This window comes from Rhizobium sp. LCM 4573, assembly GCF_001854865.1.
In the GTDB taxonomy this organism is placed as follows: domain Bacteria; phylum Pseudomonadota; class Alphaproteobacteria; order Rhizobiales; family Rhizobiaceae; genus Neorhizobium.
The window spans coordinates 23,798-44,324 of the sequence record NZ_MDDW01000015.1; the positions used below are offsets into that span (position 1 = coordinate 23,798).

Here is a 20,527-nt window from a genome sequence, read left to right on the forward strand (position 1 = left end):
CGGGCGTTGTCGCCTATGAGAGGATAGCTTCCTTGACCGCCGCGGCGGTGATGGGAATGTGGCGCAGGCGAGCGCCAACGGCGGCGAAGATCGCGTTTGCGATAGCCGGTCCGACCACGGTCGTCGGAGGTTCGCCAAGGCCTGTTGGTGCTTCGGGGCTGTCGACAAAACTGATGTCGAGGGGAGGAGCGTCGGCAATCCTGAGCGGGGTGTAAGTATCAAGATTGCGATCGATCACCTGACCGTTCTCGAAGCGCGTGCCTTCGAACAGAGCGAGGCTCATCCCCCAGAGGGTCGCTCCTTCAGCCTGTGCCAGTGCGCCGCCCGGGTCGACGATCGTTCCGGCATCGATAACCGAGGTGAGCTTCTCGACTTTGACGCTCCCTGTGTCGCGGTCGACCGACACGTGGGCAATACATGCCACCCAGGTGGGCATTTCGCGTTCCTGACCGAAGCTAGTCGCGACTCCCAAACCGTGCCCATCAGGGAGCGCTTTCCCCCAATCGGCTTTCTCGGCAGCGATACGAAGAACGTTTGCCTGGCGAAGCGCGCCCCCGACACTGTTCGGTGCCGTTCCCGCGTTGCGTCCTGTTCCCGTCAGGAGGCCGAGCCGAAACTCGAGTGGATCAGCCCCGATTTCACGGGCCGCCTCGTCCATGAAGCTTTCCAGCGCCCAGTTGGTCCAGCCAGGCCCAACCGACCGGAGCCATCCCGGCCGAAACGTATCGCGAGCGAGATCACTCGAGATCGCTCTCACCTTCTGGGCTCCAACCTCGTACCAGTGATCAGCCCCGTTGATCGAGAAAGGATCGTATGGAACGCCGTTCGCGCCTTTGGGCATGAAGAATGGAGCCAGAACTTCTGTCGGCCACCCGGCAGCGGCGTGATGCTCCATGGCAACAACGCTCTTGTTGCTGTCGAACGCCATTCTCAGGGTTTGGACAGCCGGCGAGCGGACTGAATCGAATCGGCAATCGTCCTCGCGGGTCAGGATCATCTTGACTGGAGTGTTGAGCGCCTTTGCCGTCAGCGCCGCCGGGACCGCATAATCGCCATTCAGCCTCCGCCCGAAGCCGCCACCAAGCATGTATGACCTGAGGACGACCGTTTCCTCCGGTCGCCCGAGCGCCTTTGCCAGTGTCGGCAATATCAGGCTCTGCCACTGGTTGCCGGTGTGAATCTCGAAAATTCCGTCCTTCTCCAAAGCGAGTGCATTTGTCGGCTCCAACTGGAAGTGGAGGGCGGTTGCATTCGTGTAGGTACGTTCGACACGATGACTTGCAGTGGCAAACACCGCTTCCGTGTTCGTGTTTCCCGTGTCGAGAATTGATCCGACCTTACTGTCTGCTATCAGAGCAGCGGCATGATCCTGGAGGTCTTGCTCGGAGACGCCGCTGGTTGACCCGGCACTCCACTCGACCCGCAGCTTGTCAGCGGCCCGCATGGCCCCGACATAGGTCTCCCCGATGGCCATGACCCATCCGGGAACCGTGCCGGATGGATCATCGAGGATCACATAGCGGATGTAGCCCTTCACCTTGCGCGCGGAAGTGTCGTCGACTGTTACGACCTTCGATCCGTAGCGTGTCGGGGGAATCACCGGACGCGCATAGACCATTCCCTCTACCCATGCATCGATGCCATACCGCGCGCTACCGTTGATCTTCGGGGGAATATCAAGCGCGGCCACGGGCCGACCGATCAATCGCCGTTGTTCGACGGGTTTTGTCGACATCGCCTCGATCTGGTCGGAAGTGAACGTCCGGCTGATCCCGCTCCTGACGATCGCGCCGTAATCGACACGCCGGTCTCCGCTCACGACCGAGCCTTCGCGGGCAAAGCATTCGCTCGCGGCAACGCCCAGGAGTTCCGCACCACGCTCAATCAGCGCTTGACGGCCCGCCGCGCCGGCCTTGCTGAACACCGGCCAAGTCTGGGATACGGACCAACTGCCGCCGGTAACCATGAGACCCCATTTTGCAGCGGAGTCCACGTGCTTTATCCGGACTTGATCCCAGGAGACTTCGAGCTCGTCGGCGATGATCCTCGCAAGGGAGGTTCCGACATGCTGGCCCATTTCAGCGCGAATGATGTTTACTTCGACACTACCCTGGCCATCTATCGAGTACCAAATCGTTGGTTCGAACGTCTGCTCCGGGATGAGCTGATCCGTGGAAGGCAAAATCATTGCAGCGCCCGCAGACGACGCGAACCCGAAAGCTGCCACGGCTCCGGAAGCCGCGATCAGGAAGCCGCGTCTCGTCAAGTTCCCCGCGATACGGCGATCGTCACCGAGCCTAGCCATGAGCCTGCGCCTCCTTCGTGGACGCAGCCGCCTGCTTGATCGCGGCCCTGATGCGGGGATACGTCATGCATCGGCACAAGTTGCCGGCCATGACGGCGTCGATAATTTCGTCCGTTGGCTCGGGGAAGTCATTCAGAAGGGTGACCGCCTGCATGATCTGTCCGGACTGGCAGTAACCGCACTGCGGCACCTGGATATCGTTCCAGGCCTGCTGTACCGGATGGCTTGAATCGGCTGACAGCCCTTCAATGGTAACTACTTCACCCCCGTCCAATGCCGAGATCGGGGTGATGCAGGACCGGAGTGCACGTCCACCCGCATGCACCGTGCATGCTCCGCACATCCCGATCCCGCATCCAAACTTTGTGCCTGTGAGGCCGATATTGTCCCGGAGGAACCAAAGAAGTGGAGTGTCGCCCGCTTCCTCGGTCGAGATAACTTTGCCGTTAACGGTGAAGGAGATGGTTCTGTGATCGTCATTCATGGGAAGCTGCTCCATTACGGATTCTTGCGACGCTCTCCTCAAGATTTGGCCAGGCAGGAAGGTTCGTTCTGCTGGATCGGAGGTATCTGGCGATCTCCGCGACGTCGCGATCGGTCATCGTTTTGAAAGCAGGCATGACAACGCCGAGCTTGCCTTCACCCGCGCTCACGCCCTCGAGAACTGCGTGCAAGAGATTGTCTGGTTTATCGAGGAAAAGAGCTGAGTTCAGACCGAGCTCCGGCCGGCCTTCGATTACGCGCCCGTCACCGTTGAAGTGGCAGGTTGCACAAGCCGCCGAATAGAGATGTTCGCCGACGGAGGCCAACCCAGCGGCACTCCCGCTGGCATCCCGATCCAGTGCATGCTTCTCGGCTTCCTCTTGATCGGCAAGGTTTTCGCCGCCAAGACTTACGAGGTAACGGGATATTGCGTGTATGTCTTCGTCCGGTAGCTTCGACAAGCCTTGATGAACGACCGGGGACATCGGCCCCGCGGCTGTTCCATGGAGTCGACTGGAGCCTGTCCGCAGATACTCGTAAAAGTCCGCCGCGCTCCATGCCACAGGAGACACAGTCTTCCCATTGATTGCGGGAGCGGTCCAACCGTCGATGTCAGCGCCATCCATCGAATCGCTGGCGATCTCGGCCCCAAGGACATTCCTCGGTGTATGACATGCGCCGCAATGCGCTATCCCCTCTACGAGATACCGTCCTCGCGCCTCCGCCGTCTCTGCTGGTGTGTTCTCCGGTTCCGGACGATGGACGAAGAGAAGCTTCCAGCCAGCCTGCAGGAACCGGATGTTCAACGGGAAGGGTAGGGTGCTTTCCCGGTTTTCCTGGTGCACGGCAGGGCGGGTAATGAAATACGCGTACAGCGCGTCAATATCTTCGTCGCTGAGGAGGGCGAAGTGCTCGTAAGGAAAAGCGGGGAACAGGTGGGACCCATTCCGCGAAACGCCTTCGCGCATGGCACGCGCAAAAGCGTTCCTTGACCAGGACCCAATGCCCGTTTCCGCGTCTGGCGTGATATTGGTGGTGAAAATGGTGCCGAACTGGGTGACGAGTCCACGTCCGCCTGCGTAAGGCTTCGCGGGATCGGAGGTGTGACAGACCCCGCAATAACCTGCTGCGGCCAAGACTTCGCCGCGGGCGATGAGGTCGGGCGCGAGCTCGCCTACCGCGGTGGGGCGATCCGAAATTGCAGGCTTCCATGCGTAGGCAGCGAAGCCGACGGYGGTCGCTGCGGCGAGACCAGCTATCAATTTCGCTGCTGTTTTGAATGATTGATTGCTTCCTCGCATCTCCGGTCCTGCCATTTTTCCCGGCAGGATAGGAGGCCGCAGCATTCATCTATTGAACGTGGCGGGCATTTGTTTAACGACCGCCTCGACGGCAGGGGAGGAGAGCCTTCACCTAACCGAAGTTTGACTGAGGCAGGGGACAAAGAGGTGCAAGATTGCACCGCCACTAGCGTGCCGATTGACGGCCTCGCTTCGCGTCGGCAAGTTGCCTAGAGTCACCAAGCGCATAACATGAAAAGCTGGATTGCGGACACGATGACCGACAAAGACGATGACACGCAGGCCGCAGCCGACCAAAACAGGCTCCAGAAGATCGCGCGAGGCGAACCGCTTACCGAGGTCGGTGAAATTGCAGCCGGACAGGTAAGCTCACTAGAAGACGGACTTTCCGGGGACAATCTGCAAGCCGACGCATTGAAGGTGGCGCGTGACGCACTGGAGTCTCCTACCACCAGGATGGCGCTTGAATTGGCCAAAACTCAGGACAATCAGCGGGCCCGACAGTTCGCGCTAGAAGCCATTCGGAAGATGACTGAGCCGACTCCCGGCCTCGTCCAGAGCCTCGCCGCGATTCAGCCTAAAGGCATCGACCATGCCAAGCTTATGAGGCTGGGCATGATCACGCCTTCAATAGACAGGGCGATAGCAGAGGCGATCAAAGGTATCCGGCCAATCCAGATCGACCCCGCCCTTGGTCGGGCAATACAGGATTCCCAGAAGGCGCTGGAAAAAGCCATGAGGCCATTCGGCGGAGCGGGTTCGGTCATCAAACATTTTGAGGAGCAGCATCAGGCACTACGAAATTCGCTGGTCGCATCGCTCGGCGGGCCGTTGGGGGATGTCGCCAAGACGAGCCAATGGGCGAGCATAATCGGTGGAATCAAAACGCCCGTTATTGATGCCACCTTCGGGAAGGCTCTCGGTAAAGCGGTAACCGATATGCAGGCGTCGATCGGGCGAACGTTTTATGGGGCGGTCGCCGCTGATCAGGCGAAGATGATCGCGGCCCTCGGTCTGACCGGCAGGCGTGGTGGTGACTTCGAGACTACCCGGCTCAAGATGTCGACGCTCGCAGGAATAGGTGAGGTGGTCGAGCCACGTAGCAATTTACACCTCGACGCCTATCGTTCGTTGTTCGGCGAGTGGCGTAGTCGGCCCGATCTTCCTGAGAACTTTTGGCGTGACTCGCGTGTACGCAAGCGTATGTACCGTGAAGCCGAGGTGGATGACGGCCTTATTCAGGCTACGCCTGGTGTAGCTCTGGAAATAATGGTGGAGAGTGGCCTCACCACGGGTTTGCGCTCAGAGACGGACGCCGTGGCAGTGATCACACTCGGCGATGTCTCGATGACAGTACGATCTCGTGGTGCTCGAAGGGATGCCTATGCGGCACTCGAACGGTTCGAGCAGGAGTTCCGTACTTACGTCAGCCGCAAGCTAGAAGGAAAGTTCGGCGATGACTGGTTCAAAGAGCGGGCTTCCAACCTTGTAGGTAAGGCGAAGGGAATCCGTAAGGCCGCAATGGAGCGAGGCGAGGCGTACGCTCCGCTCGTCGAATTCCTCGAACTCGGGGAGCTTGCAGGGATCGTCTCAAGCAAGAAGAACTGGGACGAGGTCTTTGGCGATGTATTCATCAACCTTGCCGAGTTCGACCACGACATGCAGAAGCTGATCGCTACTCGACGTCCGACGATGCACATTCGTCCGATTGACGGCGTGCGCTTGGTCGAGTTGCTGTGCGTGATGCAGCGACTCTCGGACCAGATGAAGGATGACGGAGCATGGAAGATCGCTGCAGAGTCTGATCGGTGATCCCTTCGATTTTGCGGAATTATGTAGCAAACGCCACAAGGCACTGTGATCTGATCACGTGCTGGAAGCCTAAGAGACCGGCGGATGTTTGTGATCCGGCCTATACGGCCTTCCTTGTGTGATCCCGATCTTGTTGCCGTCCGAAAGGCGTAGCAAGAACGAATATATGCCGTCACTCTCGAGCCGATCGGCATCAATCTGGTCAAGATCAACAAACGAGTACGACACCTGTTTCGTTCGCATTTGCGCCGGCCAGAAACTCCAGGAAACTGGATTGACCGATGGAGGATGTGATGGAGCGCCTTTAGGCGACAACCGCCACCTACGTGTGATTACGCGCCATCTTTCGATTATGCGTATTGCTTTACATAGATTTCGGGATCGAAATCGACCCGCTTCGCCTTACCGTCAGGTGTCTTCAAGACAAGTTCGACACCGCCTCCAATGGAGTGCATGTAGCGTACAATTGAGGAAATGAGGACATCGTCAGCGCTCTCGATCTTCGAGACGGTGTTCTGCGTCATAGCAGCGCGAGTGGCAACTTCCTGCTGGGTTGCTTTCATCGCCTTACGCACTTCAGCCAGGGCCTTTCCCAAGCGACGCGCTTCGCGCTTTTCGTCAAGGCGCGAACGAACGTCTTCCGGGAGTTCGGCGCGTAGCGTTTTCCAGTCATTGCTCATCTTTTTTCTCCTTCAGCCAGGAATCGAAACGCTGGTCAGCCTTGCTTATTAGTTGTTTGTAAAAGAGCTTTTGGTTCTTACCTTGCTTCTCCCCGCCGCAAAGGATAATGGCAACCTGGTCGGGGTCGAAGGCAAAAGCGAAACGCCACACCTGCTTTGCAAACGTAACTCTAATCTCTTTCATATTGGCGTGGTCGGAACCCGAAAGCCTATCCACCTCAGGGCGACCCAAGAACGGGCCATCGTCTTCAAGGTGGTCCAAAACCTCGCCAACCAGTTCTTTCAATCCCATCTCCAACTCCTTCCATTCAGGAACGAAGTCGGGATGGAATTTCACGTCGTATGACATTGTCTGCCCCAAGAAATATATATTCAAAGATATAAAGTCAACCCCGAAAGGCACATAACCTAAGGTCATGCCTCAGCGGCCTTTGCCGACGACATTAGACGCGCTTAGGTTGAAGAACTATTATGTCCTCCGTTTTTGCTACCTAATGCCGGAGATTTGCGTCAGCTTCGACACCGTGAGCAATAGCTTTGTCACTCAGCTTCATGAGACGCTTGTTCTTGAAATTCAGTGGTATTCCCCCGGCTTAACCTTGAGATGCGCTGCCGCTGCCAACCCAGGCAGGTTTAGCTCCCCCATCCCATGGTATGAGCCCCGCATACGGGCGTCCGATACCGAAGAAGGGGTCAACGGAAGTAACTTTCTCTCACCAGCCAAGAGGACTGGACGAACCCAAGGCATCGAACAGAGAAAGGAACCAGATCATGTTCAAGAACATCATCAACGCCGCCGCCATCGCCTTCACCGCACTCGTCGCCGGTGACGCCCTCGCCAGCGAAGGCGAATACTATAACGGCGTGAACGGCAATGCCGGCGTCTCTGTCGACCGGGCCGCAACGGGCAGCATCGCCTCCCACGGACAGATGTCGAACCACAAGGCCATCAGCTCCATGAAAATCGACAACGGCGACTACTACCAAGGCGCTGACCGCCCGAACTAAGCAACCGCATCAGCCTCCCAACCACAAAGGCCTACCCGAAACCCACGGGTAGGCCTTGATCTGCGGATTACATCCTTCCAAGCGCCGCCTGCGCGCCCCGTGCGAGGGCTAAGGTAAGCTCTCTGGCTGGAAGGCGTTCTGCCAACCTTGCCGCCTGACCGGACCAGAGATTGGTGAAGTCGTCCGATCCGGCAGCTTCTCGGTTCATCCGCAGAGGTGCCAATGCCGATCCAGCAGTGGGGAAGGGTGGTGCCAGATCGCTGATCGGCCCTACCTCTCGCATCACGCGGTTCACCACCCCGCGGGCCGGTCGTCCGGTGAATACGTTCGTAATTGCGGTATTGTCATCTCTGGCATCCAGGAGCGCAGCCCGATGGACAGCCGGAATCTTTGCTTCGGGGCTGAATAGATAGGCGGTTCCACATTGGACCGCAGCGGCACCTAGCATTAGGGCCGCAGCAACGCCCCTGCCGTCGGCTATCCCACCCGCGGCGATCACCGGGATGCTTGTGGCGTCCACGACTTGCGGCACGAGCGCCATTGTCCCGACCTGTGTGGCCATATCCATCTCGAGGAAGTTGCCGCGATGGCCGCCGGCTTCGTAGCCCATGGCAATCACCGCATCCACGCCGCGTTCTTCGAGCCACACCGCTTCGGCGACTGTCGTCGCCGACGATATTATCTTAGCGCCGCTGTTCCTCACGCGGTCGAGGAGATCGTCTGAGGGCAATCCGAAATGGAAGCTGACGACCTCCGGCCGGAACTCCTCCACAACATCGCAAAAAGCGGCGTCGAACGGCTTTCGCCCGGTCGATGGAATTGGCGCGGCAGGATCAAGACCGAACTCGACGTAGTATGATGCAAGCCTGGCACGCCACGCCATATCGCGGGCTGGGTCCGGATTCGGCATCTCGTGGGCGAAAAAGTTGAGGTTCAGCGGCCGCCGGGTTCGGCTGCGTACGTCCTTCATGATCTCGCGCAGCTGCTCTGCCGAATACTGCGCGCTCGGAACAGAGCCAAGCCCGCCAGCTTCGGAGACGGCGACCGCCATCTCCGGAGTAGAAGCTCCCGCCATCGGTGCCTGGAGGATCGGGAGCTCGATATTGAACAGATCAAGTATACGGCGGTCATTCCAACGCATCAGGGGAAGGTCCTTTCCGAGAGGTGAGGGTCGGGGCGGCGAAATCCGCGAATTTCACGGTCGTCTTTTAGCCCTGCCACCAGGGCGGCCGCGACCAGAGCTACGGCCATGGAGAAGAGCCAGACGATCGTGTAGTTGCCGCTGAGGTCGAAAAGGATGYCGCCAGCATAAGCCCCGGCAGCGCCGCCTAATGCATGTCCTGCAGACAGGAGACCCATCGAAAGACCGAGAATCCGAACTCCCATGCGGCTCGCGATGTAGCTCGCGGTGATAGGAACAGTTGAATAGTCGAAGAGGCCGAACAGCACTGCGAATAACAGCAACGCCGTGTAGTCATCGGCGACGTAGATCAAGAGGATGAAGCTGGCGGCGCGCACTGCATAGATGATCGCCAACAGCAAGGGGCGGTGGGTCCTGTCAGCCAACCATCCAGCGAGAATCATGCCGCCAAGATTTACGCCCGAAAGAACCCCGTAGGCGGTTGCGCTGGGGAGGGGGCCGAACCCGCAATATGCGGCGTAGGGCATCAGGTGGGTCTCGATCACGCCACTGGTGGTGAAGCCGCAGATTGTGTAGCTCCAGAGTACTGCGTGGAACACGGGGCTCTTGACCAGTGTTTTCAGATTGGCTGCGAGCGTGTCGGCATGCGCGCCCTCGGCGACGTCATACTGCTTCGAATCCGAAACTGGGCCTGATCCTCCCAGCAAGAAAAACGAAAGCGGGATAAGCAGGATGCAGCCTGCCATGAGGACTACGAAGGCCAAGCGCCAATCGCCTTGCTGCATCATCGCCGCTATCAACGGCATGAGGAACAGCTGACCACCCGTCGATCCTGCTGTGCCTATTCCGGTTGCGAGTCCACGATTACGCTCGAAACGTTGCGCTATGGCGGCAGCCACGACGTGCTGGGCGATCGCGCCGAAGCCGACCGCCGCGACGCCGGCAAAGCCGAAAGGCAGGAGCCAACCCAAGTCGCCGGGGGATGATGCCACCACCAAAGCCAGGCCGACCGCGATGGCCGACAAACCACCGGCCAGCAACATACGCGGCCCCCTCTTGTCAGCCGCTCCTCCGGCGAACGGGGCCACAACCGCCATGACGATCATGGCACAGGCGGCAATCGACGAGATCGCGCCACGGGACCAGCCGAATTCCGTCTGCCAGAGAGGCATCGCAAGCGAGAGCGATCCGCGAACGCTGAATGCGAGGGCCAGGGTCACGAATCCAAGTCCTACCACCATCCAGGGGGCGGCACCACGTTTTGCATACCCGGGATGTGACAACGCTATCATGCCGCTTTTTCTCCGCACGAGGGAACTCGATCAATTGGCCGGAGCGGTATTCCCAGACGGCCGCTAGATGGCGCGAAGAACGTCTGCCAATTCCGAAAAGGCGCTCTCGACGCGCTTGAAATAGGTGTATTTGCCGATCCTCTGCGGTCGGACAAATCCGGCGGCAGTCAATATCTTGAGGTGAACGGAAGCGGTGGCAGGCGTCACTCCCAGTTTCTCCGCAATGTAGAGACCGCACACGCCCTCCGTCTCGTCGACCGGATGCTCCGGACCGAAGTAGGCGGAAGGATTCTTTAGCCACTCGAGAATCTGGATTCGGTTCCCATTCGCGAGCGCGCTGACCTTGTCTACGAAATCATCGTTCATACTTATACGATTAGCATATCGACTAATCGATGTCCATTCGGGTATTGAGTCCGTTCCTGACATTGGTCGGATAGGGGCAGTGCGTCTTGGACGTCCTGGCAATTCATTGAACGACAGGCGGCATCGAGGACAAGGACGTAACGGGGCTTCGGCACGGCAACGTTCAAATCCGTGTTCCCAAATACAAGACCCTCTCAGGCCGAGCGGTATCCTGCTTCGCGACTCTGGCGGCTCGAGCGTCAAATTGGACAAGGAGATGCGGAGTTCAGGGTATGGCCCGACCGGGTATAGCGGCGCACTTGAGGGTACAATGTTCGCAGTTCTTCCACATGCCGCCAGGCAGACTGACTGGAAAAAAGTCGGCGTTAGCTTCGGCGCTATGGCGCTAGCTGTGCTGGCTCAGGGGACAGACCGCTCATCCGGGCTTCACGGATTCACGCCACTTTTCTTTCTCGCCGCCATGCTGCCAGCCACTGGAACGGAATCGGCGTACAGGATTCCAGCAAGCGCGATCCTCTGCGCACTTCTAGCTTCGATGAGTATTGCCGTGTCCGATTTCGCTGGTCGCGCGGAGCTGCTGTCGTCATGGGCAACAATCGCGATTGCCGCCGCAAGTCTTACTTCAGATCAAAAAATCGGCTTTCGCCTCGCGGCCGCTGTGGATGAACTCGACAGGCAGGGTCGGCGCTTCAAGACGATATTTGAGTTAAGCCCGGTCGCGTTGTGGGAGCAGGATTTCACCGGGATCGCGAAGCATTTGGAGGCGGTGAAGAACCAGGGAGTGGCCGATCTCGGGAGCTACGCTCGCGATAAMCCGGCTTTCGGCGCGGAGTGCGCAAGGCTGATCTCGACCAAAGCAGTCAACCAGGCCGCGGTTGAGATGCTTGGGGCATCATCCCAGGAAGAGCTCCTTGGTGGACTGCAACCGTTCATTCCTGATGGCGATATACTTTTCATCGAGGCGCTTCAGGCGTTTCTCGATGGACGCGAGCGTTACGAGGGGCTGGCGCGTCTGGTTGGTCCGGGCGGGCAGGTACGAACAGCTTACGTCGCCATCCGCTTCCCCAGTAGTGAGTGCGGGATCGATCGCGTCATCGTGGGGATGATCGATGTGACCGAGCGCCAGCGTATCCTTTCTGAACTCCGCGAGACGCAGGCCGCTCTTGCCACTGCCAAACGTCTTTCTGAGATGGGGGCGTTGTCGGCGACCATAGCGCACGAGTTGAGCCAACCCGTATCGGCCGTGATGATGAATGCGCAGACAGCATTGAAATGGCTTCGGGACAGGGGCGACATCTCCTCCGCAAGGAACTCCCTCGAAATGATCATTCGGGATGCCCGGCGCGCGGGTGACATTCTGGAGGCCACCAGGTCCCGATTGTCTCCGTTCGGTTCCGTGCAGCAAGGGACTGTAGGAGTTCAGAGCCTCGTAGAAGAAACGGCTCAGCTAATGGAAGAGGAGTTGTCCCGAGCCAATGTTCGCCTTGAGGTACGCTTGCGGCATGGGGCAGCGGAGATAGCAGGACCACGGATCGAGTTGCAGCAGGTCCTGGTCAATCTCATATCAAACGCGATCCACGCCTTGGCCGATGTCGATGTCGGTCGCCGACGCATACATCTTACCACGTCATCGACCGACGATGGGGCCGTCACATTCCGAATTGCTGACCACGGGCCGGGAATTCCCGACATCGCGGCCGACAGGCTGTTTGCGCCATTGTTCACGACAAAGGCCAACGGGATGGGGATGGGGCTGGCGATCGCGAGAGGCACGATAGAGAGGTGTGGAGGTCGTATAGTCGCGTACAACAGGTCGGATGGAGCGGTATTTGAATTCTCGCTCCCGGCAGTTGTCCCGTCATCCGAGGAAACCTTCGAGGAGGCGGCCGGATGAAGGATCGGGAACCGCTCGTCATGATCGTCGATGACGATGACAGCGTGCGGGATGCACTCGCTGACCTATTGCGGAGCGCCGGGTTGGAGAGCGTTACATTCGCAAACACCCGGGACATGCTGAGCTTCAGCCAGCCGGATCGCCCGGCGTGCATTGTGCTTGACGTCCAGTTACCCGACCTTAGCGGCCTCGATCTCCAGGAGCGTCTTATCGCTAGCGATCAGGCTCGCCCGATAGTCTTCATCAGCGGTTTCGGCGACGTCCCGACGACCGTTCGAGCGATGAAGGCGGGGGCTGTGGATTTCCTGTCGAAGCCGTTGGATGCCGACGAACTGCTTTCAGCGGTGACAAAGGCCATAGAACAGGATCGAGCGAGAAGGGCAGAGGCGCGCCGTCTGATCGAGGTCACATCCCTTGTCGACGGATTGTCAGCGCGCGAGCGGGATGTCCTTCGGGGCGTTTCGTCCGGTCTGATGAGCAAGCAGATCGCATTTGAGTTAGGTCTTACGGAAATCACCATTAAGGTGCATCGCGCCAACATGATGAAGAAGATGCGAGTAGGCTCGATCATCGACCTGATTAGACTGATCGAGCCGATCAGAGACAGGTTATAGGTCCATTCCCGGGAGGTATCGTGCGATCACTGTATCGTCGATCACCTCGGCATCGGGCCGGTCCCCTCCTTTAACGTATTCCGAACGCCAATCCCCGTTGTCGGTCTGGTACAGAATCTTTGCGTTCGACCCACCGACCTGCTGCCGCCGTGCCGCGGCTTTGGCGGCTGACAATGCCAGCCCGTGACTGGCGTATGGTTCTGACCAAACCGCACCGACACGGTATGCGAAACCGCCGTCGTGCTTCCCGACATGATAGGTAACATGCATCGCCTATTGCTCCTGTATCGATACGACCGCGTCAGCGCTCGTTCGGGGTCATGTTGGTTTTCAGGAGATCGAAGTGTACCTTTACTTTTTTCGGCGGTTCCAAGTAGTTCGTTCCGAAAATCAGGTATCCGGTCATACACCCCATTACGGTAAGGATAACTATGATCGGAAAGCCGGTGTAAAATCTCGGCTCCTCGTCGTCACGCCGACGGTCCAGCATCGATTATCTCCAATCTACAATTTGCGAGATGGAGGTTACACTTGAGGCCAGCCTTCCTCTTGAACGTTATATGCTTCGCTGGAACGCTGCCGCTACTAAGCGGTCGGAAAACGTTTTAGGGGGAGATATTTGTTCAGTCCCGCCAATCATTCCGTCATTATTCAATTTTCTTGAACACCGAATTGGCCTGATCATGGCTTCCGAGAGGCGGCCCTATCGACCATCTACCACACGCCGGACGGGTTCAAACCTCGCCTGACAACGAAATACGCAAATGTTCAAAACAACACGGGGAGACCTCGATACGATGATGCCGTCGTGAAGGTAGCACATGTCCTCGCCGCCCTTTGTAGCGGTCATGGCTGCAACCACCGGACTCGCGGATTCCTGATCACAACAACAGGAAGGTTTACCCCGCTTCGGATCGCAGACCGCAGTCAGGGTAGCACTTCCGATCTTCGAGCATCCGACGGCGTTGTTCTTCGAAAACCGTCTCAGTCCATCTGCCGTCGTCCGGAGATGGCGGGAAACCCTCAAAGGAATACAGAATGAAGATGATCATATCCGCGGCTGTGGCCGCTGTCCTTAGCACAACCTCCGCGCTTGCACTCGAGCCCATCGAGGGCAGCATCACCTATAAGAACCCGAATGCGGTGCGGTTGGAGAAGGCCCCTGTGGCGAGCCCCGTAACCAACAAGTTCTTCTACAACGGGGAGCATTACGAGGACACTTATCTCGTTCAACCCGATCGCAGCCTCAAACTGGTCAATCGCGTGCGCCTTAGCAGTCACTGATCGATTGCCAACCATTCTGGTCCCGCGGTTTCCAGAGAGCTTCGGGCCCAGAACCATCGTCTGCCGAAAGCCATCCCGGATATAGAGAAACAGATGACACCTACCCGCCGTTCTTTCCTCGCTGGAATTTCCGCAGCTACGGTCGCGGCGATTGCTGCCGACGCCGCAAGCCCCAACGCCGAAGCCAACGCCACCGACAAACGCAACCCCGCGCCTCCTGCGAACGGTTCCGTCCTAATCAAGGGCGGCACGATCTTGAGCATGGACCCAACAACGGGCAACCTCGCGCGCGGTGATATTCTCGTCGAAGGAAGCCTCATCAAGAAGATTGCTCCCGAAATCAACGCGCCCGACGTGGAGGTCATCGACGCGGTCGGGAAGATTGTAATCCCCGGCTTCGTGGATACCCACCGACATGCTTGGGAAGGTCAACTTCGCCGGGTGAATCCGAACTCGGGAGACCTCCATAACTATCTCGAGGGGACACATCTCTCTTTCGCGACAAAATACCGTCCAGAAGACATGTACATCGGCAATCTGCTGACGAGCCTTGGCTGTATCGACGCGGGGATCACGACGATCATCGACAACTCGCACAACAGCCGTTCGATCGACCATGCTCGCGCTGCAATCGAAGCCTTGCGGGTGTCGGGCATCCGCGCCGTCCACGCACCTGGCGCACCGCTCGCCGGAAGCTGGCAGTGGGATAGCTGGTACGATGATTTGAAGGTTCTCCAGAAGGAGCAGTTCGGAGACGAGAACGATCTTGTCACGATGGCAATGATGACCGCGCCCGACGCCGACCAGTGGGCGGTCGGACGCAAGCTCGGGCTCGATCTCGTCACCGAATTCTTCGGCAAGGAAATGTCCGACCTTCTTCCAGGCTTCTATAGGGCAGGTAAGGTTGGCCGAGATAACATATTCAATCACTGCACGGGTTTGAGCGATCAAGCTTGGCGCATCATCGCGGCTTCGGAAGTGCGAGTGAACGTCTGCCCTCGCTCGGACGCCCACTGGGCTCTCGAGGGTGGCTTTTTCGGCTACCAGGACGCGCTCGATCACGGTGTCCGCCCTGGCTTCAGCGTTGACAACGAAAGCGCATACAGTGGTGACATGTTCAGCGAAATGCGCACGGCGCTCTACCTCCAGCGAAGTGCGGCACAGGATCGGAAGTTCCGTGGGGACCAGACCGCACCGAAGCCCGTCGGAATGCGGGACATTCTGGAAGCGGCAACGATCGACGGTGYGCGGGTAGCCGGCCTGGCCGAAAAGACGGGCAGCTTGGCTGTAGGCAAGGAGGCCGACATCGTTGTCATCAATGCAAACGACGTAAACCTTTACCCATCGTCGAATGCCTACGGCACGGTTGCCGGAGCCGCCGAGAGGGGGAACGTGGAAACGGTCATCATCGGCGGAAAAGTCCGCAAAAGAGACGGCAAACTCGTTGGAGTGGACATGGCGAAGGTGCGTAGCGCGACCGAGAGTTCGCGCGAGTACCTATTCGCGGCAGTCGGCTTCCAGGCAGACATGTTCGCTGAACAATTCCTTCTGAACGAATGAGGGGGAACGGAAGATGTTTCCCCTATTCTTTCTACTGGCATTCTCCGCCGGCTGCGCGATCTCCGTTCAAGCAGCCGTAAACGCCCAACTGGCGGCGGGGTTCGGCGGAAATGTCTTCGGTGCGGCCTTCTATTCGTTCGCAACCGGGGCAGTGGCACTCGGACTGATAGCATTCGCCCACGGAGGACTCCCCGCAGCGCTGGCCACCGTCCCCGCACAACCCGCGTGGAAGCTGATTGGCGGGTTGCTAGGGGCGGGAGCGATCTTTTCAACGGTGCTTCTCGCGCCGAAAATCGGGCTCGCCAACCTTTTGATCCTCGTCATCGCGGGACAGCTTGTGACCTCTCTGGTCATAGACAATTTCGGTCTGCTGGGCGCGCAGCTACGGTCCGTAAGCCTGGTGAAAATGACCGGTGCCCTGCTGGTTGTCGGGGGAGCTCTCGTGACTCTCTTCGGCGATAGGGTGGTCGCATGGATCGGGCACACGGCCTGATTTGCTCACCTCTACGGAAGGGTGACAAAGGAAACGCGAGCGACGCGTTTCAGTCCTGAACTCACCGTCTCGACGATACCAGCGCCGGCCAAGCCGGAGGTTGGTTGCCGATCCGCGGTATCAATATCTCCAACATTTCCAAGGATTTTCCCATGTCAATTAAGATGAAAGACAAAGTCGTCGTCGTTGCCGGAGGAGCAAGCGGCGCGGGTCTAGCCGTCTCCCGTAGGGCTGTCGCGGAAGGTGCACAAGTCCACATCATCGGCCGATCACCAAGCAACCTCGGCAGGGCTCAGGGGGAGCTTGGCGCTTCCGTTCGGACCCATGTAGCCGATTTGACAGTTGAGGCGGATGTTGAAAGCGTAATCGCCGCGATTCCTGCGATTGATCATGTCGTGACTACTGCCGCCGACCTTGCTTTCAAGACGTTCCTTCAACTTGACGACGCGGACATAGAGCGCTCGTTTGGCGCGAAATTCTGGGGGCCGGTTTACTTGGTTCGGCATGCCGCGCCAAAGTTGAACGCCGGGGGCACGATAACCTTCGTCAGTGGATCAGCGGCATACAAGGCGACGGCTGGCGGAAGTGCCGTGGCAGCGGCGAACGCGGCCCTCGACGGCCTCGCAAGAACGCTGGCACTCGAGCTCGCACCGACGAGGGTGAACGTCGTGTCTCCCGGCATCTTCGACTCGCCAACGTGGGACTTCCTCGACAACGACCTCCGGAAACAGACCTTGGAAAGCTTTGGCGCGTCCTTGCCGATCGGACGCGTGGGCACCGTCGAGGAGGTTGCCGATGCCGTGTTCTTTTTCATGAGCAATGGCTTTGCGACGGGCACCGTCCTGCAGATCGACGCAGGAGCGAACGCCTAGTCCGCTCCGGGTACATGGATTTTTGATGCCGAACCGTCAAAGGAGATTGGAATGGCAGCCGACGACAAAACTCGCCTTCAAAAGGGGAGGGAGCTTTTTGAAGAACTTACAGGAGCGCCCGCACAGGGCCTCCTCGACAGCCTTGCAAACGTTTCGCCCGATTTTGGCCGTCGCGCACTCGAATGGGAATTCGGAGACGTGATGGCAAAAACCAGTCTCGATCGACGAGTGCAAGAGGCAGTCGCCATCGCGATTTTCGCCACTATAGGAGCGACGGCGGCACCCGTTCTCAAATTCCGTATCGGCACAGCATTGAGGGCAGGGGTCACGAAAACCGAGATCGTAGACATTCTCAATCAGGTGGGATTGGGCGCTGGCCTGCCGACAGCTCTGGCCGCGTTGAAGATAGCGGAAGAAGCCTTCGCTGACGTCGAAAATTAGCTCATACCCAGAACGGAAGAGGCGGCGCGACATTTAGAACGCGCCGCCTTTTCTGTTAGGCGTGCCAGTGTGAGCCCCGTATGACGCTGCAGAAGTTTCCGCGGTGGAAGTGGGGTTCCTTGTCGGCGATCACGTCCGCCTTCACATTCCCGAAGGTGGTATCCGGCTTGTGCTTGATGCCATCGTAGAACGCCTGAATGATATCTTCCTTGAAGTTCGGGGTGCGCGGAAACGCCTTAACGACGGCCTCCCGCAATTCGTCCGAATACCGGTCATAGGTCAGGCCAAGTACATCCATCTCCACGCCAGCGGTCACTAGGGCGACTACTGGATGCATGTGTTCGGGAACACCCGGCGTCGTGTGCAGCGCGATCGCCGTCCAGACCGTATAAGCGTCCTCCTCTGGGATGCCGTGACTCCGGAGGAAGTCTCGTGCGGCATGTGCGCCATCAACCTCGAAGCGTTGATCACGGCTGCTATGGCTTGGCATCAGACCGATGTCGTGGAACATCGCGCCGGCATACAGGAGTTCCCGGTCGAATTTCAGTTGACGCTGCACTCCGGCCAGCGCGCCAAAATGGTAGACCCGGCTCGAATGGTTGAAGAGCAGCTCAGTCTCGGTGTCCCTGATGAACTCCGTGATTGAACGGGCAAGCGCGCTATCGGGTATGGTCGCGTCGTGTGGAATTGTAGGCATGCGTATCTCCTTTCAGTCTACGCCGGAAAATAGTGACCAAACTTGCGCGTCCGCAATAACCGTAGTACGACGATTTAGGACACAATGAGCAGGATGCGGACATGCAGACATCCAAGCCAAGAATGATCATCGTTTTGGCCGTCCCGGGAGTTCAACTGCTGGACGTTTCAGGTCCCTTGGATGTATTCGCGGAGGCAAACCGAGCAGCGGGTAAACATGTCTACGAGATGCGCGTCGCCGCATTGGAGCCGGGGCCGATCCGTAGTTCCTCCGGGATCAGGTTGATGCCGGACCTGATCGCCGACGGAAGCGACCAATCGCAGATCGACACGCTCTTGGTCGCCGGAAGCCCTCATGCGCCAGGTCTGAAACTGCCTGAGCGGGCCATTGCTTGGCTGGAAGAGAAGGCCTCCCAATCCAAAAGGTATGGGTCGGTCTGCAGCGGAGCGTTCTTTCTTGCAGCGGCCGGTCTTCTGAAGGGCAGGACGGTTACTACGCATTGGGCCGTCGCGCAGGAGCTTGCCTCGCGCTTTCCCGACGTCCGTGTCGAAGGCGATGCGATCCATATAAAGGATGGGCCCGTACGCACATCCGCGGGGGTAACCGCAGGGCTCGATCTCGCGCTCTCATTGGTCGAGGAAGACCTCGGACCCGAGGTCGCCCGTGACGTCGCCAGCCAACTGGTTATGTTTTTCAAGCGGCCAGGTGGCCAAATGCAGTTCAGTCGTAAGGCGGAGGCCGCTCCTACCGGTAGAGCCGCACTTCAAGAGCTCCAGCGGTGGGTCGCCAGCAATCCGGAACTTGACCATACCGTACGCTCGATGGCGGAACGGCTCGGTCTAAGTCCAAGGCATTTTGCACGCATGTTCCGAAAGGAAGTTGGAACCACACCGGCCACCTGGGTTGAAGACGCGCGAGTTTCGGCGGCCCGCAGATACCTGGAGAACGGTGAAATGGCACCGAAAAAGGTCGCCGCACTTTGTGGATTCGGAGATGTCGATACTTTCAGGAGAGCTTTTGTCCGGACCGTGGGCGTGACCCCGGCAGACTACCGAAGGCGCTTCGCAGGATTGGCAAACTGATCCGTCACGCTCCGGAACTACAGACGAATACCGGTCTCGAAAGCACCCGGGCGAATGGAGTAATGCTCGGATTTTTTGGTAGCCCCAGAGGTATGCCTTGCGCCCACCGGAACCAGCACATCCGCTTTCAAAATCTTCCGCCGAAAACTTTCCCCGAACGAAGTTGTACCGACGACTGCATCGTACACCGCGTTTAACTGGGAGATCGTAAATTCACGATCAAGGAGGTACGCGGGCATAATAGACCATTGTCCCATTAACCGAAGTCGCGCCACGCCCGCAGCCACTGCCTTGTTTCCGTGGTACGGCAGGGAAGGGAGGGCGTCAGGTGATAATGTCCGAAGCTGCGTTGAGCGCCGTATTGCCGGCATCACTTTCGCCTCTGGTGCGAGCGCAATATAACAAATCTGAATGGTCTGTGTTTCCGGGACCCCGGGCACAGCCCCAGAGAACGTTTCAAGCTGTTCAATGTAGACGTCCCCAATCGCTGCCCGCCGCTCAAGCGATAGGCGAACCGTGTGTTCTAAATTGACGTCTTCACTTCCTTTGATGGATTCATCGAAGAGGCCGAGTTGACTCGTATTAACTTCGCCCTGAGCCGGCGTAAGCACCACTCGGAGCTCTCCGTCTTCTAACGTGAGCAAGACCGTGGTGACGATCACCTGCAGGGCCACAGGGTTGTTCATTTGATCTCCCGTATTTTCTAAAGCTGGCGGCGACTATCGTCAGCGCCTGCCTTCACGGACTCATGCGAACGGCACGTGACATCTCGCGTCCCTCGAAGTGCTGTTCGAGAGGTGTTTAACAATTCATGGGTTGAGGAATGGCTAGGCGACATCCTAAACGAACCGTTCCAATGCGCTGCGGTCGGCGGTCGGATTTTACCTCGAAGTCCAGCGTCGGACTGAAAACCGGCCTCCGAGTGTCCTCACGTGCTTTCATCTCAGCAAGGGTTTAACGACGCGACGCAGAGCGTTGAAAACTCTCGATTCCGCGTGTTGGGAAGAATCGGGGTTCTCGTTGCGGATGTTTTTGGTTCGTTTGGGAAACTTTGGGGTTGATTTTACAAGCATCTGGATTGCATTATATAATTGATAGTTCCATAAGCTATCTTATGTGATCTTTGGGTGTAGAGGCTATTTAGTATTGCGACAGTTGGGCCAGTTAGAGATGCGACACTCTTGCCTCTCGACGTTCTGGTC

Annotated in this window: 20 protein-coding genes; 10 read left to right on the forward strand and 10 right to left on the reverse strand. The window is 58.2% G+C overall.

Annotation, left to right across the window (positions count from 1 at the left end; genetic code table 11):
* Positions 1–13 precede the first annotated feature (13 nt).
* The 3 genes from LCM4573_RS17695 to LCM4573_RS17705 are packed head-to-tail and all read right to left on the reverse strand — an operon-like array spanning position 14 to position 4,089.
* Complete coding sequence (locus LCM4573_RS17695; RefSeq protein ID WP_071007711.1) at positions 14–2,305, reverse strand: molybdopterin cofactor-binding domain-containing protein; 2,292 nt, start codon at positions 2,303–2,305, stop codon at positions 14–16.
* Complete coding sequence (locus LCM4573_RS17700) at positions 2,298–2,789, reverse strand: (2Fe-2S)-binding protein (protein ID WP_071007728.1); 492 nt, start codon at positions 2,787–2,789, stop codon at positions 2,298–2,300. The genes LCM4573_RS17695 and LCM4573_RS17700 overlap by 8 nt, the downstream gene beginning before the upstream one ends.
* The gene (locus tag LCM4573_RS17705; RefSeq protein ID WP_071007729.1) at positions 2,782–4,089 is read right to left on the reverse strand and encodes a cytochrome c; all 1,308 of its coding nucleotides are present in this window, start codon (positions 4,087–4,089) and stop codon (positions 2,782–2,784) included. The genes LCM4573_RS17700 and LCM4573_RS17705 overlap by 8 nt, the downstream gene beginning before the upstream one ends.
* Positions 4,090–4,320: 231 nt before the next feature.
* Between LCM4573_RS17705 and LCM4573_RS17710 the strand changes: the two genes are divergently transcribed.
* Positions 4,321–5,901, forward strand: coding sequence for a hypothetical protein (locus LCM4573_RS17710; protein WP_071007712.1), 1,581 nt, complete (start codon positions 4,321–4,323; stop codon positions 5,899–5,901).
* Positions 5,902–6,251: 350 nt separating this feature from the next.
* Here LCM4573_RS17710 and LCM4573_RS17715 read toward each other — a convergent pair whose 3' ends face one another.
* On the reverse strand, positions 6,252–6,581 hold the full coding sequence (locus LCM4573_RS17715) for an XRE family transcriptional regulator (RefSeq protein WP_071007713.1): 330 nt from the start codon (positions 6,579–6,581) through the stop codon (positions 6,252–6,254).
* Positions 6,571–6,930 (reverse strand): type II toxin-antitoxin system RelE/ParE family toxin, encoded by a 360-nt coding sequence (locus LCM4573_RS17720; RefSeq protein WP_071007730.1) that lies wholly within the window; start codon positions 6,928–6,930, stop codon positions 6,571–6,573. The genes LCM4573_RS17715 and LCM4573_RS17720 overlap by 11 nt, the downstream gene beginning before the upstream one ends.
* A 422-nt stretch (positions 6,931–7,352) precedes the next feature.
* Here LCM4573_RS17720 and LCM4573_RS17725 point away from each other — a divergent pair, with 422 nt between their 5' ends.
* Positions 7,353–7,589, forward strand: a complete 237-nt coding sequence (locus LCM4573_RS17725) for a hypothetical protein (protein ID WP_071007714.1) — start codon at positions 7,353–7,355, stop codon at positions 7,587–7,589.
* Positions 7,590–7,656: 67 nt separating this feature from the next.
* On the opposite strand, the gene LCM4573_RS17730 is transcribed toward LCM4573_RS17725, so the two are convergent.
* From LCM4573_RS17730 to LCM4573_RS17740, 3 genes are all read right to left on the reverse strand, one after another.
* Positions 7,657–8,730, reverse strand: coding sequence for an NAD(P)H-dependent flavin oxidoreductase (locus LCM4573_RS17730; protein WP_407071751.1), 1,074 nt, complete (start codon positions 8,728–8,730; stop codon positions 7,657–7,659).
* On the reverse strand, positions 8,730–9,950 hold the full coding sequence (locus LCM4573_RS17735) for an MFS transporter (RefSeq protein ID WP_198539752.1): 1,221 nt from the start codon (positions 9,948–9,950) through the stop codon (positions 8,730–8,732). Before LCM4573_RS17735 ends, LCM4573_RS17730 begins: the two co-directional genes overlap by 1 nt.
* A 135-nt stretch (positions 9,951–10,085) precedes the next feature.
* Complete coding sequence (locus tag LCM4573_RS17740; protein WP_071007717.1) at positions 10,086–10,388, reverse strand: helix-turn-helix transcriptional regulator; 303 nt, start codon at positions 10,386–10,388, stop codon at positions 10,086–10,088.
* A gap of 310 nt (positions 10,389–10,698) precedes the next feature.
* Here LCM4573_RS17740 and LCM4573_RS17745 point away from each other — a divergent pair, with 310 nt between their 5' ends.
* The 7 genes from LCM4573_RS17745 to LCM4573_RS17785 all read left to right on the forward strand — a co-directional run bounded on the left by LCM4573_RS17745 (position 10,699) and on the right by LCM4573_RS17785 (position 17,546).
* Positions 10,699–12,282 carry a sensor histidine kinase gene (locus tag LCM4573_RS17745; protein ID WP_071007718.1) on the forward strand — a complete coding sequence of 528 codons (1,584 nt, stop codon included), beginning with the start codon at positions 10,699–10,701 and terminating at the stop codon, positions 12,280–12,282.
* The gene (locus tag LCM4573_RS17750; protein ID WP_071007719.1) at positions 12,279–12,896 is read left to right on the forward strand and encodes a response regulator transcription factor; all 618 of its coding nucleotides are present in this window, start codon (positions 12,279–12,281) and stop codon (positions 12,894–12,896) included. The genes LCM4573_RS17745 and LCM4573_RS17750 overlap by 4 nt, the downstream gene beginning before the upstream one ends.
* A 1,038-nt stretch (positions 12,897–13,934) precedes the next feature.
* Positions 13,935–14,180, forward strand: a complete 246-nt coding sequence (locus LCM4573_RS17765) for a hypothetical protein (protein ID WP_071007722.1) — start codon at positions 13,935–13,937, stop codon at positions 14,178–14,180.
* A gap of 93 nt (positions 14,181–14,273) precedes the next feature.
* Positions 14,274–15,740 (forward strand): amidohydrolase family protein, encoded by a 1,467-nt coding sequence (locus LCM4573_RS17770; RefSeq protein ID WP_198539753.1) that lies wholly within the window; start codon positions 14,274–14,276, stop codon positions 15,738–15,740.
* Positions 15,741–15,753: 13 nt separating this feature from the next.
* On the forward strand, positions 15,754–16,233 hold the full coding sequence (locus LCM4573_RS17775) for a DMT family transporter (RefSeq protein ID WP_071007723.1): 480 nt from the start codon (positions 15,754–15,756) through the stop codon (positions 16,231–16,233).
* Between the two features lie 104 nt (positions 16,234–16,337).
* The gene (locus tag LCM4573_RS17780; RefSeq protein WP_083347510.1) at positions 16,338–17,105 is read left to right on the forward strand and encodes an SDR family oxidoreductase; all 768 of its coding nucleotides are present in this window, start codon (positions 16,338–16,340) and stop codon (positions 17,103–17,105) included.
* A gap of 51 nt (positions 17,106–17,156) precedes the next feature.
* Positions 17,157–17,546: a carboxymuconolactone decarboxylase family protein gene (locus tag LCM4573_RS17785; protein WP_071007724.1), complete on the forward strand. Its 390-nt coding sequence runs from the start codon at positions 17,157–17,159 to the stop codon at positions 17,544–17,546.
* A 55-nt stretch (positions 17,547–17,601) separates the two neighbouring features.
* Here LCM4573_RS17785 and LCM4573_RS17790 read toward each other — a convergent pair whose 3' ends face one another.
* On the reverse strand, positions 17,602–18,243 hold the full coding sequence (locus tag LCM4573_RS17790) for an HD domain-containing protein (RefSeq protein ID WP_071007725.1): 642 nt from the start codon (positions 18,241–18,243) through the stop codon (positions 17,602–17,604).
* Positions 18,244–18,344: 101 nt separating this feature from the next.
* Here LCM4573_RS17790 and LCM4573_RS17795 point away from each other — a divergent pair, with 101 nt between their 5' ends.
* The gene (locus LCM4573_RS17795) at positions 18,345–19,325 is read left to right on the forward strand and encodes a GlxA family transcriptional regulator (protein WP_071007726.1); all 981 of its coding nucleotides are present in this window, start codon (positions 18,345–18,347) and stop codon (positions 19,323–19,325) included.
* A gap of 17 nt (positions 19,326–19,342) precedes the next feature.
* Here LCM4573_RS17795 and LCM4573_RS17800 read toward each other — a convergent pair whose 3' ends face one another.
* Entirely contained in the window at positions 19,343–20,011 is a 669-nt protein-coding gene (locus tag LCM4573_RS17800) for an NrtR DNA-binding winged helix domain-containing protein (protein ID WP_071007727.1), read from the reverse strand.
* Positions 20,012–20,527 lie beyond the last annotated feature (516 nt).